17 protein-coding genes, 1 tRNA gene and 1 pseudogene are annotated in these 14709 nt (G+C 73.8%); 9 read left to right on the forward strand and 10 right to left on the reverse strand.

Going from position 1 to position 14709, the window contains the following annotated elements:
- The first annotated feature begins 31 nt into the window (after positions 1 to 31).
- The 3 genes from DQE82_RS04705 to DQE82_RS04715 all read left to right on the forward strand — a co-directional run bounded on the left by DQE82_RS04705 (position 32) and on the right by DQE82_RS04715 (position 2130).
- Positions 32 to 832 (forward strand): methyltransferase domain-containing protein, encoded by an 801-nt coding sequence (locus DQE82_RS04705; protein ID WP_113972081.1) that lies wholly within the window; start codon positions 32 to 34, stop codon positions 830 to 832.
- Positions 833 to 868: 36 nt separating this feature from the next.
- Positions 869 to 1312 (forward strand): DUF3592 domain-containing protein, encoded by a 444-nt coding sequence (locus DQE82_RS04710; RefSeq protein ID WP_147265122.1) that lies wholly within the window; start codon positions 869 to 871, stop codon positions 1310 to 1312.
- Between the two features lie 122 nt (positions 1313 to 1434).
- Positions 1435 to 2130: a proteasome protein gene (locus tag DQE82_RS04715; RefSeq protein ID WP_069087203.1), complete on the forward strand. Its 696-nt coding sequence runs from the start codon at positions 1435 to 1437 to the stop codon at positions 2128 to 2130.
- A gap of 57 nt (positions 2131 to 2187) precedes the next feature.
- On the opposite strand, the gene DQE82_RS04720 is transcribed toward DQE82_RS04715, so the two are convergent.
- The 6 genes from DQE82_RS04720 to DQE82_RS04745 form a co-directional block, all read right to left on the reverse strand.
- Positions 2188 to 2261 (reverse strand) — tRNA-Ala (locus tag DQE82_RS04720).
- A gap of 193 nt (positions 2262 to 2454) precedes the next feature.
- A complete protein-coding gene (locus DQE82_RS04725) occupies positions 2455 to 3237 on the reverse strand; it encodes a hypothetical protein (RefSeq protein WP_199495925.1) in 783 nt (260 codons plus the stop codon).
- Positions 3238 to 3406: 169 nt separating this feature from the next.
- A complete protein-coding gene (locus DQE82_RS04730; RefSeq protein ID WP_113972084.1) occupies positions 3407 to 4048 on the reverse strand; it encodes a GNAT family N-acetyltransferase in 642 nt (213 codons plus the stop codon).
- Between the two features lie 108 nt (positions 4049 to 4156).
- Positions 4157 to 5470, reverse strand: a complete 1314-nt coding sequence (glp, locus tag DQE82_RS04735; protein ID WP_043326858.1) for a gephyrin-like molybdotransferase Glp — start codon at positions 5468 to 5470, stop codon at positions 4157 to 4159.
- Positions 5467 to 6456 (reverse strand): UTP--glucose-1-phosphate uridylyltransferase, encoded by a 990-nt coding sequence (locus DQE82_RS04740; protein ID WP_069087205.1) that lies wholly within the window; start codon positions 6454 to 6456, stop codon positions 5467 to 5469. The genes glp and DQE82_RS04740 overlap by 4 nt, the downstream gene beginning before the upstream one ends.
- A 9-nt stretch (positions 6457 to 6465) precedes the next feature.
- A complete protein-coding gene (locus DQE82_RS04745; protein ID WP_199495934.1) occupies positions 6466 to 8655 on the reverse strand; it encodes a diguanylate cyclase in 2190 nt (729 codons plus the stop codon).
- Positions 8656 to 8738: 83 nt separating this feature from the next.
- Here DQE82_RS04745 and DQE82_RS04750 point away from each other — a divergent pair, with 83 nt between their 5' ends.
- Both DQE82_RS04750 and DQE82_RS30995 read left to right on the forward strand, forming a co-directional pair.
- The gene (locus DQE82_RS04750; RefSeq protein ID WP_113972086.1) at positions 8739 to 9386 is read left to right on the forward strand and encodes a 5-formyltetrahydrofolate cyclo-ligase; all 648 of its coding nucleotides are present in this window, start codon (positions 8739 to 8741) and stop codon (positions 9384 to 9386) included.
- A pseudogene (locus DQE82_RS30995) lies at positions 9383 to 9589 on the forward strand (FmdB family zinc ribbon protein); the annotation flags it as partial. The gene DQE82_RS04750 and the pseudogene DQE82_RS30995, both read left to right, overlap by 4 nt.
- Positions 9590 to 9603: 14 nt before the next feature.
- Here the strand turns inward: DQE82_RS30995 and DQE82_RS31000 are convergent.
- Complete coding sequence (locus DQE82_RS31000) at positions 9604 to 9876, reverse strand: hypothetical protein (protein WP_233514587.1); 273 nt, start codon at positions 9874 to 9876, stop codon at positions 9604 to 9606.
- A 368-nt stretch (positions 9877 to 10244) separates the two neighbouring features.
- Here DQE82_RS31000 and DQE82_RS04760 point away from each other — a divergent pair, with 368 nt between their 5' ends.
- On the forward strand, positions 10245 to 10652 hold the full coding sequence (locus tag DQE82_RS04760) for a flagellar biosynthesis protein FlgA (protein WP_223201247.1): 408 nt from the start codon (positions 10245 to 10247) through the stop codon (positions 10650 to 10652).
- A 13-nt stretch (positions 10653 to 10665) separates the two neighbouring features.
- Here DQE82_RS04760 and DQE82_RS30755 read toward each other — a convergent pair whose 3' ends face one another.
- Positions 10666 to 10842, reverse strand: coding sequence for a hypothetical protein (locus DQE82_RS30755; RefSeq protein ID WP_166455806.1), 177 nt, complete (start codon positions 10840 to 10842; stop codon positions 10666 to 10668).
- 465 nt (positions 10843 to 11307) lie between these two features.
- On the opposite strand from DQE82_RS30755, the gene DQE82_RS04770 reads away from it, so the two are divergent.
- Positions 11308 to 11778 (forward strand): hypothetical protein, encoded by a 471-nt coding sequence (locus DQE82_RS04770; RefSeq protein WP_083296906.1) that lies wholly within the window; start codon positions 11308 to 11310, stop codon positions 11776 to 11778.
- A 10-nt stretch (positions 11779 to 11788) separates the two neighbouring features.
- On the opposite strand, the gene DQE82_RS04775 is transcribed toward DQE82_RS04770, so the two are convergent.
- Positions 11789 to 12271, reverse strand: a complete 483-nt coding sequence (locus tag DQE82_RS04775) for a DUF2231 domain-containing protein (protein WP_043330667.1) — start codon at positions 12269 to 12271, stop codon at positions 11789 to 11791.
- 160 nt (positions 12272 to 12431) lie between these two features.
- Between DQE82_RS04775 and DQE82_RS04780 the strand changes: the two genes are divergently transcribed.
- On the forward strand, positions 12432 to 12860 hold the full coding sequence (locus DQE82_RS04780; RefSeq protein WP_030501115.1) for a Fur family transcriptional regulator: 429 nt from the start codon (positions 12432 to 12434) through the stop codon (positions 12858 to 12860).
- 73 nt (positions 12861 to 12933) lie between these two features.
- Positions 12934 to 13785, forward strand: coding sequence for an oxygenase MpaB family protein (locus tag DQE82_RS04785; RefSeq protein ID WP_113972088.1), 852 nt, complete (start codon positions 12934 to 12936; stop codon positions 13783 to 13785).
- 13 nt (positions 13786 to 13798) lie between these two features.
- Here the strand turns inward: DQE82_RS04785 and DQE82_RS04790 are convergent, their stop codons facing one another.
- Entirely contained in the window at positions 13799 to 14632 is an 834-nt protein-coding gene (locus DQE82_RS04790) for a PD-(D/E)XK nuclease family protein (protein ID WP_223201448.1), read from the reverse strand.
- Between the last annotated feature and the right edge of the window lie 77 nt (positions 14633 to 14709).

A 14709-nucleotide genomic window follows, 5' to 3' on the forward strand; every position in this document is an offset into this window, starting at 1 on the left:
CAACCGACAGCGGCGAAATAGGCTCCAGTCCGTGCACGGATTCACCGATGTCGACCGGCAGCCGGACCCGAAATCGTGGGTGGGCGTGCTCGACCGCCTGAGCGGCGAGCCCTTCTACCAGGCATACCAGCAGCGGGTACGCGAGTTGCTCCGCCCGTCGCCCGGCCGGCGCTACCTCGACGTCGGTGCGGGCACCGGGGCGAGCGCGGTCCGCCTGAGGGACGATCACGACGTCACCGTGCTGACGGTGGATCGTTCCCTGACCATGGCCGTCGCCATGCGAGCCCGTGGCTTGACCCGGTGCGCCGTCGCCGACGCGCATCAGCTGCCGTTCCTCGACGACTCGATCGACGGCGCCTGGGCCGACCGCACCGTGCAGCACCTCGCCGATCCCCGCGCCGCGATCAGGGAGCTCGCCAGGGTCGTCCGCCCGGGTGGCCGGATCGTTCTCGCCGATCCCGACTACGACACGCAGGTGCTCGACATCGCCGACCAGGATCTGGCCCGGCGCGTGCTGAGATTCCGGGCCGACGTCATGCTCCGCAACGGCACCCTGGCTCACCAGCACGCCGGCATTCTCGCCACGCTCGGCCTGGCCGAGGTCACCGTCGAACCCCGCACGCTGCTGGTACGGGACCCGAACGCCGCCGACAACGTTCTCGGCCTGCGCAGTTGGGCCGGTACGGCGGCTCAGCGCGGCGTACTCGACCCTGCCGAAGCTCGCGCGTTCGAGGAGCAGTTCGACGAGGCGGTCGAGGCAGGCCGGTTCACGTACGCGGTCACGTTCTTCCTCACCGCGGCCACCGTCTACTTCCACGAGCCGTCGTCGTAGCGCATCACCGTTGACGTCGGTGCTTAGCATCGCGACGTGGACGAAAGTTGGGAACAACTTCACCCGCGACAACGCAAGCTGATTGGCGCGTTGATCATCCTCACCGCTTCTTCCGCCTTCATGTGCTGCGCCGCCTTCTATAACGGCACGACCGCGATTGGCCTCGCGAACCGCGGCCGCACCACAGACGCCACAGTCGTCGACGTCGACCGTCATGGGCGCGCCAGCAAGGTCACCGTGGAGTTCACACCTCGTAGCGGCGAACCCCTGAGCGCGGAGTGCACGAGCTGCAGCCCCGAGCTCGACGAGGGCGATCGAGTACGCATCCGCTACAACCCCGACGACCTCGCGCCGGGGGTGGAGGACGCCGAGAACCACGGCGCGCAGCGCGTCGCGGTATTCAACCTCGTGGCCGCCACCGCCCTGCTGTCGGGCGCTGGGTTTGCCGGGTGGCGCCTTCACCGAGACCGCCCAGTCTGATTCTGGGCACCGCCGGCTTGTGGCCGGTGTCAGCCGCCACACGGACGTCCCTGCCGGGTGTAGGCAGGCGGGATGCCGGGTACCTCGCGCCCCAACCCCGCACCCCTGCACAGGAGGACCCCATGACCGTCGTACTCGCCGTTGTCTGCAGCGACGGGGTGGTGATCGGCGCGGACTCCCAGATCACCGAGAGCGACCGCGGTCTGAGCTTCCCCGCGCAGAAGCTGCACCCGCTCGGCGACTGCGCCGCCTGGGGCGGCAGCGGCGCGCGCGGAGTGCTGAACGACCTGCGCCCCCTCCTCCAGGACTCGGCCACCGCCATCCTCGAAGCGCCGGACATCGGCGGCGAGCTGCAGGAGCGCGTCCTGCCCGTCTTCAAGAAGCACTACGAGAACTACATCCCGGACGTGCCCGGCGAGGGCTCCGGCGGCGGGGTGTCGGCGTACCTGCTCGCGGCCGGCTTCAGCCAGGGCGGGCCGTGGATCGTGGAGATCAACCCGAACGGGCTCATCGGCCGCTACGAGGACGTTGGCTTCCACGCCATCGGCTCCGGCGCGCCGATGGCTCAGCAGGCCGGCGCGCTGCTGTCCCACTTCCGGATGACCACGCGCACCGTCGAGTACGGCGTGGTGGGCGTGGTACGGGTGCTGGAGGCGCTGGAGCAGACCTCGCCGTCGGTCGGCAGGCCGTTCAGCGTCGCGTGCATCCGGGAGGAAGGCGCCCACCATCTCGACGAGAAGGAGATCGCCAAGGCGCTGAAGGACGTCCAGCGCTGGCGTGACCTCGAACAGAAAGCGCTTGACCAGCTGTTCGACTGACGCGAGCGGGTTCGAAAAAGGCCGTCTCCCATCACGGGAAACGGCCTTTGAACTGGGTGGAGCTGAGGGGATTTGAACCCCTGACCCCCTCGATGCGAACGAGGTGCGCTACCGGTCTGCGCCACAGCCCCTCCGCCGGCGAACCGGCGTCGGTCCCACCCAGCTTTCACCGGGTGGGCCGGCGACAAGGCTAACAGGTAGCGCCCCCACGACGCGAACCGCCCCACCGCCCACGTAGATCTTGGAAGAAAGCGGCTCCCAGAGCGACCCATTTCTTCCAAGATCGCCCGCCGCGGGCGACGAGGGCCGCGCCGGGCGAGGGCGTCAGGCGCCTCGTCCGGACTGGTAGGGGCGTCCGCGCAGGCCACCCGCCCGCCGGTAGGACACCGAGCCGCCGCTCGCCGCGGGTGGCAGGTCCGCGGGACGGTCCAGCCCCATCGCCGTACGCCGGACCGCCTCGCGCTGGGCGGCCAGCCGGCGCTGCGCCTCCCGCCGGGCCGCCGCGCGCCGGGCCTGCTCGCGGCGTACCTCGGCCTGGCGGGCGGCCAGCCAGGCCGCCTCCCGGGCGTCCGCGCGCCGCCGCCGACGTTCGGCGAGGGCACGCTGCCGCAGGTGCACGACGTACGCAACGAGCAGCGTGCCGGTGACCGAGACGCTGATCCAGAACCCGGGTCCGACAAGTACCACGCCGCCCAGTTCCACCAGGTTGAGCAGCAGCAGCGCGGCGAGCACCCGGCGCCGGCGGTAGATCGCCGGGGTGTGCCGCCGCCGGGGCGAGTTCCGTCGGCGGGACTGGGCCGGGACGGCGGAGACGGGCCGGAGCCGGCCGGAACGGCGGCGCATCGGTGGCGCGGAGACCGGGCGGGCGAGACTACCCGTGTCGGAGTCTTCACTGAGGGTCACCACGAGGGAGCGCGGCGGGTGCAGCGGCCGTCGCCCGGGCACGGTGCGCCGTCGACGCTGGCGCTGGAGCACCCGCGCCGTCGACTGCGCCCGCTCCGCCACCAGCCGCTCGGTGGCGTCGTACCGGCGGACCAGCGCCGGAGCGAGGGCGAGCAGACCGGCGGCGGCGAGGACGGCGAGGAGCACCGACGTGGGCACCCTCACCCCTCCCGTCACCAAAGTTCTCCGGCGAGCGCCGCCCGCCGCAACTTGTTCCGTCGACCGTCGTTTACGGCGCACTTCATGCGGGCGGGCAGCGCTTGCCGCAGCTTGCAGTTACTTGAGGTTACGGGCCGTCGACCCAGTTCACAGTGCGCCGCGCCGTGCGGGCGCGTCAGCGGCGGTTGTCACGTACGCGGTGCCACCGCGCCAGCAAGCCGCCCTCGGCGACTACTTCCTCGCCGGTCATCGCGTATCCGATGTGGTCGCGCCACGCGCCGTCGATGTGCATGTAGCGCACGTGATAGGCCTCCTCGCGGAAGCCGAGCTTCTCCACCACCCGGCGGGACGGCATGTTCTCCGGCCGGATGTTCACCTCGATCCGGTGCAGGCCACCGGGTCCGAAGGCGTGGTCCACGGCGAGCGCGACAGCGGTCGGGATCACGCCCCGGCCGGCCACCCGGGAGTCCACCCAGTAGCCCACGTACCCGGAACAGAACGCCCGCCGCACGATGCTGCCGATGTTGACGTGGCCGACCAGCCGCTCGCTGCCGTCCTCACGCAGGCACACCGCGAACGGCATGCCCTCACCGCTGCGCGCGGACTTGCGCTGGTCCGCGTGGACCAGCCGGAACGCCGCCGGCGAGTTGGTCTCGTACCAGCCGCCGGGCACGTGCGACTCCCACGGCGCCAGCCACTCGCGGTTCGCGCGCCGGATCTCCGACCAGGCGCCGGCGTCCGAGCGCCGGTACGGCCGCAGCACCACCGGGCCGTCCACGAGCACCGCCGGCCACCCCGGAGCCCGCCAGAACCTCACCGAGCCGGCCTTTCGCTCGCGACTGCGGGGCTCGCAAGCTCACTCCTCGCGCTCACCGGGCTTGCCCTTCGCTCGCGACTGCGGGGCTCGCAAGCTCACTCCTCGCGCTCACCGGCGCCGGTCCAGCAGGAGCACGTCGACGGTGGACCCCGCGGCGGCGGTGGTGACCCGCTCGCCCAGCACCAGCAGACCGTTCGCGTCGGACAGGCCGGACAGCGTGTACGGGCCACCGGCGAGCGGCTGCACCGTGTACCCGCCGCCACGCCGCTCGGCCACGTGCGCGGGCCGGAACTCGCGCAGCCCCACCGGGGACGAGACCGTCTCCAGCAGATGCGCGCGGACGCTCGGCCGGAACACCGGCTCGGCACCGGCCAGCAGCTGGATCGCCGGGCGGGCCAGCACCTCGAAGCCGATCAGCGCCGCGCCGGGCTCACCGGGAAGACACACCACCGGCACCTCCTCGGCGCCGACCGTACCGAACCCGAGAGCCGTTCCCGGATAGAGGGCCACCTCTGTGAAGGTGACCGGTCCGGCCCGGCCGCCCTCGCGGCGGGACAGGATGCGGCGGACCATGTCGCCCGGGCCGGTACCGGTGCCGCCGGTGGTGATGATCAGGTCGGCCCGCAGCGTCTGGTCGTCCAGCAGGCCACGCAGCGCCTCCGGGTCGTCGTCGCAGATCCCCACCCGGTACGCGAGCCCGCCCGCCTCGGCCGCCGCAGCGGTGAGCGCGTGCGAGTTGGTGTCGACCACCTGCCCGGGCTGGCTGCCCCGGCCCACGTCGACCAGCTCGTCGCCGGTGGCCACGATGACCACGCGCGGACTGGGCCGCACCACGACGTGCCCGATGCCGGTGGCGGCGAACACCGCCACCAGCGCCGGTGAGACGTACGCGCCGGCGCGGGCGAGCAGTGTGCCGGCGACCAGTTCCTCCCCGGCGCGGCGCAGCCCGTACCCCCGTTTGGGGGCGCGGAAGATCTCGACGGCGGCCATGCCCTGGTCGGTCCACTCCACCGGGACGACCACGTCGGCGCCGATCGGCAGCGGCGCGCCCGCCGCGACCGAGAAGCACGAGCCGGGGGTGAGCCGAACCGGCCGCCAGCTCGCCGCGCCCAGGTCACCGACGACGTTGAGCCGGATGCTGCGGCCACCGGGCATACCGGAGGGGGCCGGGACGTAGCCCGGCCCCCGACTCCCACCGGAGATGTCCTCCCAGCGCGCGGCGTACCCGTCCACCGCCGCCTGGTCGAAGGCGGGGTACGAGTGCGGGGCGACCACGTCCTCGGCGAGCACGTTGCCGTACGCCTGGGTCAGGTCGAGGTCGAGTGGAGGCAGCGCGCGTAACCTGCGCAGCACACTGCCCAGGTAGTCGGCGAGCGGCGTCAACTCGTTCGCGGCCGCCTCGGCGTCGGCCGTCGCGGTCATGTATCGGCACCGCCGGACGCGTCACGCATGCCGTTGAGGACCGCCGCGGTGACCGTCTCGTCGCCGTTGTTGACGAACTCGGCCAGCCACTTGCGGAACTCGGCGCCCAGGTCCTCCCGCTCGGCCGCGATCTGCACCACGGTCTGCAGGTAGCCCAGCGGCATGCCGGTGTCGTAGCGGGTGCCCCGGTAGACGATGGCGTGCACCGGCACCCCCTCGGTACGCAGCAGCTCCATCGCGTCGGTCAGCTGGATCTCGCCGCCGCTGCCCGGGTCGGTACGCCGGATCGCGTCGAAGATCTTCCCCGGGAGCACGTACCGCCCGAGGACCGCCAGGTTGCTGGGCGCGTCGGACGGACTGGGCTTCTCCACCATGCCGGTGACCTTGACGACCTCGGCGATGTCGCCGTACTCCGACTCGGCGGGCTCGACCGACGCGATGCCGTAACGGCTGGTCTCGGCCGGGTCGACCTCGAAGAAGGCGAGCACCACGCCACCGGTGCGGGCCTGGAGCTCCAGCATGGCCGGCAGCAGCGGCTCGGAGGGCTTGACGAACTCGTCGCCGAGCAGCACCGCGAAGGGCGCGTCGCCGACGTGCGACTCGGCGTACCCGACGGCGTGGCCGAGGCCGAGCTGCTCCGGCTGGCGGACCGTGTAGATCGCTGCGAGTTCCTCGGTGCGCTTGACCTCGGCCAGCAGCTCGGGCTTCTTGGCGAGCCGTTCCTCCAGGTCGGGCCGGCGGTCGAAGTGGTCGACCATCGAGGTCTTGCCGCGACCGGTGATCAGCAGGATGTCGTCGATGCCGGCCTGCGCGGCCTCCTCGACGATGTACTGCAGCACCGGCCGGTCGACGACCGGCAGCAGTTCCTTGGGAACCGCCTTGGTGGCCGGCAGGAACCGGGTGGCCAGGCCGGCGGCCGGGATCACGGCCTTGACCGCGCGGGAGCGACCGCGGGTCGCTGAGGGGTTCGCTGAGTGCTCCGACATGTCGCGAGACTATCGGCCACGGCTCTGCCGCGGCGGGTGAGGACCGGAAGACGCGCCGCCCTGGACGGTGCCCGGCGCGTCCGCCGTGCCCGCCCGGGGCAGCCCGTCCGGCGGGCTGACGGTCACGGCCACCACCGGGATCTCCTGGGTGGGAACCGGATCGGGCGCGGGGGCCAGCCGGTAGCCGTCGCGTCCGGCGGCCTTCGCCGCGTACAGCGCGTCGTCGGCGGCGTCGAGCACCTGCTGGCCGTCGGCGGCGTGGTCCGGGTAGACGGCGATGCCGATGGAGACGGTCACCGGCACGTGCACCGGTTCGTCGGTGCTTCCCTCGACAGTCACCGGCTGGTCCCGTACGACCGCGCCGAGCCGCTCGGCGACGATCGTGGCGCCCCGCGCGTCGGTCTCCGGCAGCAGCACCACGAACTCCTCGCCGCCCTGCCGGAACGCGAGGTCCACCTCGCGGATCACGCCGCGTACCCGGCGCGCGAACTCGACCAGCACGGCGTCCCCGGCGGCGTGCCCCCAGGTGTCGTTGACGCGCTTGAACCGGTCGAGGTCGAGCGCGAGCACGCTGAGCATCCGGCCGAACCGGTTCGCTCGCTCCACCTCCCGGCGGATCGACTCGCGCAGGTAGCGGTAGTTCCACAACCCGGTCAGCGGGTCGGTGAGGGAGAGCCGCTGCGCCTCCTCGTGCACCCGGACGTTCTCCACCGCGACCGCCGCGTGCCCGGCGAACGTCCGCAGCGTCACCACGTCGTCGTCGTGGAACTCGGGACCGCCGAGCCGGTCGTAGAGCACGAGCACGCCGAGCGCGGCGCAGGCCGAGCCGGGCGGGTCGCCGTCGGCGGGCGGGTGGCCGGGCCGGTCCGGGCCGCGCGACTCGGCGCCGCCGGGCGTGGCGAACGGCACCGCCACGTACGTCTCGCAGGACGGTTCCCCGGTCGGGGCGTCGGGTGGGGTCCACCGGCCGCGCAGCGGCTCACCGGTGGCGGCGACCGCGCCGAGCACCCCGGCGCCGACCGCGACCCGCAGCGTCGCCGGGTCGGCCGGGTCGCTCGTGGGCCAGCGTCCCGTCAGCCCTTCGACGCACCGGCCGACGAGCACGCCCTCGGCGTCGACGAGCAGCACCGCGCCGGCCCGGGCGCCGGTGGCGGCGATCGCGCTGTCCAGGATCACCCGCAGGATGCGTTGCAGGTCGTGCGTGCTGGCGAGCGTGTCGCCGAGCACGGCGAGGTGGTTGCGCAGCTGGTCCCGGCTGCTGGTCAGCGCCGCCACGTAGCTGCCGGTCTCCCGGGCCATCCGGTTGAACGCGCTGGCCAGCCGCCCGATCTCGTCCCGGCTGCGCACCGGCACCCGGGCGCTCAGGTCGCCCTGCGCCACCCGGTCCACCGCCCCGGCCAGCTCGCCCAGCGGCCGGGTGGTCACCCGGGCGAGCCGCCACGCGGTCAGCACGGCCAGCAGGGCGGCCAGCGCCACCGCCGCGATCAGCGCGCCGTACAGGCCGGGTGGGCGCTCGCCGGGAATCGAGAGCACCAGCGGCAGGGGTTGACCGGGCATCGGGCCCACCCGGCGCACGTACCGGCCGTCGCCCGTCCCGGCCACGCCGTTCCCGCGCGCCTTGCCGGCGGCGGCCAGCACCGCTGCGCGTACCCCCTGCTCTTCGGTCGTGTGGGTGATCTGCCCGGGGGCGTCGAGGAGGGTGACCGCGACGCCGGTGACGGCGGCGAGCCGCGCCACGAAGGCCCGGTCGACGGGCTGCGCGGCGGCGACCGCGCCGAGGTCGGCGCCGGCCGGGTCGCGCAGCCGCACCTGGGCGGAGAGCGCGCCGATCGGGGTGGCGGGGGCGCCGGCGCAGTCCTGCCAGCGCCCGGGCGGACCGCCCGCCGTGGCGTAGCTGGTGCGGCCGGCGGCGTCGGCGATCAGCACGCCGGCGGCGAGCCCCCGGCCGACCACCTGGTCGGCCGCACGCGGCCGGGCGACCGGGTCGGCCACCAGCGCGACCGCGTCGGCCGCCGCGCGCAGTTGCTGGCAGAGCGCGTCGATCGAGGTACGCACACCGGCCGCGGCCAGACCCAGTCGCTCGGTGGCGCGGCTCCGGTCGACGGCGCTCAACGTCGCCCCGACGAAGAGCGCGCCGAGCAGGACGGGGCCGAGCACCACCGCGAGGAAGGCTGCCGTCAACCGCCCGCGTAGCGTCAAGCTTCCCCCCGGAAGTTCCGCGCCCCTTGGTGCGATGCTGACACAGAGCGACCATTAGGCAAGCGTTGCGTCAGGAGTGTTGCGTGCCGGAATTTTCGGATGAAGCGCACGATGCGAAGCAGAAGATGCGCGTCGCGCTGCTCGCCGCCCGCCGGTCGCTGTCCGCGCCCGAGCGCGCGGTCGCGGCGGCCGCCGTCCAGGCCGAGCTGGTGACCCTGGTACGCCGACTGCGACCGGCCAGGATGAGCGCGTACGTGCCGGTCGCCTCCGAGCCCGGCGGGGACGACCTGCCCGAGGTGCTGCGGGCCGCGCTGCCGCCCGACGCCGAGCTGCTGCTGCCGGTGCTCTGCGACGACCTGGACCTGGACTGGGCCCCCTACACCGGGCGGGAGTCGCTGCGCGCCGCCGGCCGGGGCATGCGCGAGCCGACCGCGCCGACCCGGGGCCGCGCCGCAGTGGCCGTGGCGGGACTCGTAGTGGTGCCGGCGGTAGCGGTGGACCGCCGGGGCATCCGGCTGGGCCGCGGCGGCGGCTCGTACGACCGGGCGCTCGCCCGGGTGCCCGCCACCGTGCCGACGGTGGCTCTCCTGCACGACGGCGAGCTGGTCGAGGCGGTCCCCGCCCAGCCGCACGACCGCCCGGTGCACTGTGTGATCACTCCGGCGGACGGGTTGGTGGCCGTCCCGGGTGTGGGCCCGGGCGCTTCCGCTGGACGAACCCGGGGGTCATGACGCACCATTGGCACTCGAATACCACGAGTGCCAACAGGCCGTGCCAAGATCCGGAGGAGAACGTGCCCACGTACCAGTACGCCTGCACCGCGTGCGGCCACCAGCTCGAGGCGGTGCAGTCCTTCTCGGACGACCCGCTGACCGAGTGCCCGGCGTGTGAGGGGCGGCTGCGAAAGCTCTTCAACTCGGTGGGCATCGTGTTCAAGGGCTCCGGCTTCTACCGCACGGACTCCCGTACGTCCGGGTCCGACAACGGGAGCAGCGCCGCGAACAAGCCGGCCAAGTCCGAGTCGTCCTCGTCGTCCGGTTCGACGTCGTCTGGTTCGTCCTCGTCCGGTTCGTCGTCGTCCTCTTCTTCGGGGTCGTCGTCCGGTTCGGGTTCCGGCTCTGGTTCGGGTTCCGGGTCGACGGCGAGCAAGGCGCCGGCGGCGTCCAGTTCCTCCTGACCAACGCTTTCGCGCTCGTGGCCGTCCCGTTCGGGGGCGGCCACGTTGCGTATGGCCGCCCCGCACGATGGAGCGCCCGCTCCCGACCACTCGCGCGCTGCTCACCACCTCGGCGAGGTTGCTGCATCAGCTCGCCCGGATAGCGCCACTTCCCCGAACTGGCGGCCCCGGCCACTCCGGATGTGACCACCTCCCCGAAGTGGTGGCGCCGAACCCCGCCCGGGCAGCGGTTGTGCACAGGACGGCGGGTTATCCACAGGGGCATGCGGTGGGGCCGCGGGCGACGATGGCTCGGCCCTAGCCTGCGGGTCGGATGGTCGGCTGACAGCGGGAGGCAGCGGTGGCGGGTGGCGAGGCGACGTTGCGTCCGGTCCGCTGGCGCGGATTGCCGCGACGCCGGACGCTACTGCGGGTGGCACTCGTCGCGGTGCTGCTGGGACTGGCCGCGGCGGTGCTCCAGACACCTCCGTCCTGCCAACCCGGGGCTCCCCCGGCCGCCTCGACGACGCCGGCCGGTCCGCCGCCCGACGGGCCACGCGCGTTGCCGGCCGGTGCGGTCGGTGTGCCGATCCGGCTGGCCGAGCCGGCCGCCCTCGCGGTGCTGCGTCCAGGTGCCCGGGTCGATCTGATGGTGGTGCCCGCCGGCGGGTCGGCTGACCCTACGCTGCTGGCGCCGCGTGCGCTGGTGCTCGACGTGGTCGGCGCCGCCGGGGCGGTCGACGGGTCCTCCGCGCTCTACCTGGCGCTGCCGCCCGAGCAGGCGCGCCGGGCGGTCGGGTTGCCGGAGGGCAGCCGCTTCGCCGTGGTCGTACGCGGGTGACGCGGAGCCGCGGTCAGTCCCAGTGCGGCGGGCGCTCGGCGAGCAGCCAGTCGTCGTTGCCGCCGGGGCGCTCGCCCCAGCCGCGGTCGGTGTCGTCGGTGGTCTGTTCGGGCAGCACCACGAAGTCTTCGCTGAGGTCGACCACGCGGTCGTCGTCGCCGCGCGGTGCCCGGATGCCGGGGTCGGTCACGAGCAGCAACGATACCGCCGGAACGGCGGCCACCTCGACCCCGCGACGTCCGGCGCCGCCACGGCTGCGATCGGGAACAGCCCGGCGCGGACTGCACCGTGATCCCGAACAGCCAGACACAGACCGGGCGCGACCCTGAACGGCCACTCGATCTCGTCGGGCCCGGCAGCGGGTCGGAGCCCCGCCGCGCAAGAGGTACGCGCCGAGGTGTCGGTGTCGGGCGGCCGACCGGCCGGGGCGTTGGTAGCGTCGGACGGCGTGACGACGCCGAGCGGTGGCAGCCCCGACGACGAGACCTGGCGACGCCCGGAGCAACAGGCCACGGGCGAGGAGAACGACGCCGGGGCGTCCCGCCCGGGCGGGTCGGGCTCCGGCCAGGCCGACCCAGGGCCTGTGGGCGCCCCAGGGCCTGTGGGCGACCCCGCCGATTCCGGACCTGTGGGCCGCCCGGCCGAACACGGACCCGTGAGCCACCCCGCCGACCACGCCGGGTGGGACGCGCCCGGACCCGGCGAAGCCGGGAGCCAGCCGACCGGGGTCGGCGCCGCCGGAACGGGAGTCACCGCCGCCGACACCTCCGGGGCGTCCGGGCCGAACAGCCCGTGGTCGCGCGAGGCGGCCACCGAGAGCCCGTGGGCCAAGCCGGAGTCGGCCGGCGGCTGGACGGTGGCCGGCGGGCCCTGGCCGGGCCGGTCCGCCGGTGACCCGGCTGCCGGTGGCTACGCCGGACCGCCGCCGAGCACGCCTCCGCCGCCCGGCTGGCGGCCACCGGTGCACGTCCAGCCGGCGCCGCCCCGCCGGCTTCCGCCGCAGGACATGGCCGCGATGGATCAGGCGGAGCAGCGCGCGCAGCGGCTCACCTACGGCGTCGGGGCAGTCGTCGCCGTGGTGCTGGTGCTGCTCACCTGCCTGCTCTGCTCGCGGCTGCTGTTCTGAGCGGCAACGCTCAGACGATGCCGTCCCACACCATCTTGGCGCCGCTGTCACCGGTCAGGTAGACGTACACGAGCGCGAAGCCCGCCAGCACCGCCACCGCGACGGTGAGCACGATCGGCAGCCAGCGGGGCAGGTTCCGGGCGCGGGCGAACCTGCTCGCCGACAGCACCAGCAGCAGCGCCGCGGCGCCGAGACCGAGCGAGAACCAGAACAGGGTGTCGCCGTACTCGGCGTGCTCACTGATCTGCTGGAGCCGGTCCGGCGGGTAGCCCTTCGCGCGCAGGATCCCCTCCAGCTCCTCGCCGGACTCGGTCGCGACCCAGGCGACCGCCGGGGTGATCACGGCCAGCGCGGCGACCGCCCAGTCCAGCCGGTGCCGCCAGCGCGGCAGCAATCCGTACGCGATGGCGAACAGCGCCAGCAGCGGCACGAGCACCACCACCGCGTGAATGACGAGCACGTGCAGCGGCAGACCGTTGAATTCCCTGAACACCGACACCTCCGGCGAGTGGGTGGTTAGGCGCGCACAGCGTACGTCGCGAGGCTGTGTAACCCCACACACGCAGACGCGGCCCCGCCGGTTCACCTGTGGCCCCGGCCACCCGCGAGCACGCTCGCTTGTCGGCCTGTCACCTGCGTGCTGTCATGGATTCATGTCCACGGGTGAGGAACTGCTCCGGTCGAGGGGCCTACGGGTCACGCGACCGCGTCTCGCCGTGCTGGACGTGCTCTCCGCCGGTGGGCACCTGGAGGTCGACGAGATCACCCGCCGGGTCCGTCAGCGGATCGACTCCGTTTCCACCCAGGCCGTCTACGACGTGCTCGGCGCGCTGTCCCGAGCCGGGCTGTCCCGCCGGATCGAGCCGGCCGGCAGCCCCGCGCGGTACGAGGCGCGGGTCGGCGACAACCACCACCACGTGGTGTGCCGGGGCTGCGGCGAGATCGCCGACGTCGACTGCGCGGTGGGCAGCGCGCCCTGCCTCGACCCGAACGTGGCGCACGGCTTCGAGCTGGACGAGGCCGAGGTGACCTTCTGGGGTCTCTGCCCGGCCTGCCAGTCGCGCCGCTCCGCCGACGACTGAGCGAGCACCGAGGGCGCCGGACCGAGGACACCGACCCGGGGGTGACCGGCGAACGCCGTGGCACTCTTGATCGGTGGACACTGACGACCTCGGCCTGTTCGGTCCGGGTTCGGTCACGTGGAAGGTGCACGAGGAACCGATCCTGATCGTCGCCGGCCTGCGCTCGCTCTACCTCCAGGCGCTGCATCCGCGTGCGATGGCGGGCGTCGCGCAGAACAGCAACTACCGCTCGGACGCCTGGGGCCGGCTGGTCCGCACGGCGACGTACGTGGGGACGACGATCTACGGCACCACGGCCGAGGCGCAGGCGGCCGGGCGGCGGGTGCGTGCGCGGCACGCCCGGATGCGCGCCACCGACCCGTTCACCGGCGAGGAGTTCCGCGTCGACGAGCCGAAGCTGCTGCGCTGGGTGCACGTCACCGAGGTCGAGTCGTTCGTGAGCACCGCCCGGCGTGCCGGTCTGGCGCTCACCGACGACGAGGTGGACGGCTACTACACCGAGCAGCGCCGGTCGGCGGCCCTGGTGGGGCTGGACCCGGACGACGTGCCGGGCACCGCCGCCGAGGTGGCCGACTACTACCGGGACGTACGCCCGCAGTTGCGGATGACCCGGGAGGCGGCCGAGACGGCGCTGTTCCTGACCGCGCCGCCGATCCCGTGGAAGGTCAGCCTGCCGGCGCGGGTCGGCCTGAACCTGGGGCCGCCGCGCTGGGCGTACCTGGGGATCGCTGCCACCGCGCTGGGGATGCTGCCGCCGTGGGCGTTGCGGCTCTACGGCGGGCTGGGCCTGCCCACCACCGCGCTGTCGGCGGACCTGAGCGCGCGGGCGCTGCGGCTGGCGCTGGCCGCGGTGCCCCGGCGCTACCGGGAGGGCCCGTTGCAGCAGGCCGCCAAGGAACGCGCCGCCCGCCTGACCGCGGCCTGACGGCGACGCGCGCTCAGTCCTGGTCGGCGAATCGCTCGACGGCGGACCAGGGCTCCTTGCCGGGGGTCTGCGCGCCGGTCGGGCAGGTACGCCGGTAGTCGCACCAGCCGCACCGCGGCCCCGGCTCGGTGGGGAACGCCGCGTCGGGGTCGGTGCCGTCGGCCACTGCGCGTTCGGCGGCCATGATGTCGCGGGCGGTGTCCTCGGCGCGGGTGAGCTGCCGGTGCAGGGACTCCGGCGTGTGCTCGTGCGCGGCGACGGTGCCGGTGGGCAGGTGGTGCAGCTCGACCCGGCGGCACGGCTTGCGGAACACCCGCTCGGCCGCGTACGCGTAGAGCGCGAGCGCCTGCGAGCCGCGCGCGTCGTCGGTGTCGAGGCCGGTGCGACCGGTCTTGTAGTCGACGATGACCAGTTCGGGCCGCCCGTCCGGGCCGGGGCGCGAGTCGATCCGGTCGGTGCGGCCGTTGAACGCGAGCACGGCGGTCTTCACCGCGACGACCCGTTCCACGCCGACTGGCTCGTCGGCCGGGTCGAGGCCCGCCACGTAGCTCTCCAGCCAGGTCAGCGCCCGCCGGAAGGCGTCGCGTTCCTGCTCGTCGTCGCGGTAGCCCTCGCGGACCCAGGTGCCCTTGAGCAGCGTGCCGAGCACCTCGGGGCGGCGGCGATCGGGGGCCAGCGCGTACCAGTTCTTCAGCGCGGTGTGGACGCTGGCGCCGAGCGAGTTGTGCGCCCACGGCGGGCCCTTGGGCGGCGCGGGCCGGTCCACGTAGGCGTAGCGGTAGCGGCGGGGACAGTCCGCGTACGCGCCGAGTTTGCTCGGTGTGCAGACGAACAGGCGCTCCGGCATGCCCTCGAAGCCGAGCTGCTCGGACTGCTCGGCGCGCGGTCGGGGAGCCCGGGAGCCACTGGCTGCTGACTGTCGTC

Origin of the sequence: Micromonospora sp. LHW51205, assembly GCF_003315815.1 — a bacterium.
Taxonomy (GTDB): domain Bacteria; phylum Actinomycetota; class Actinomycetes; order Mycobacteriales; family Micromonosporaceae; genus Micromonospora; species Micromonospora chalcea.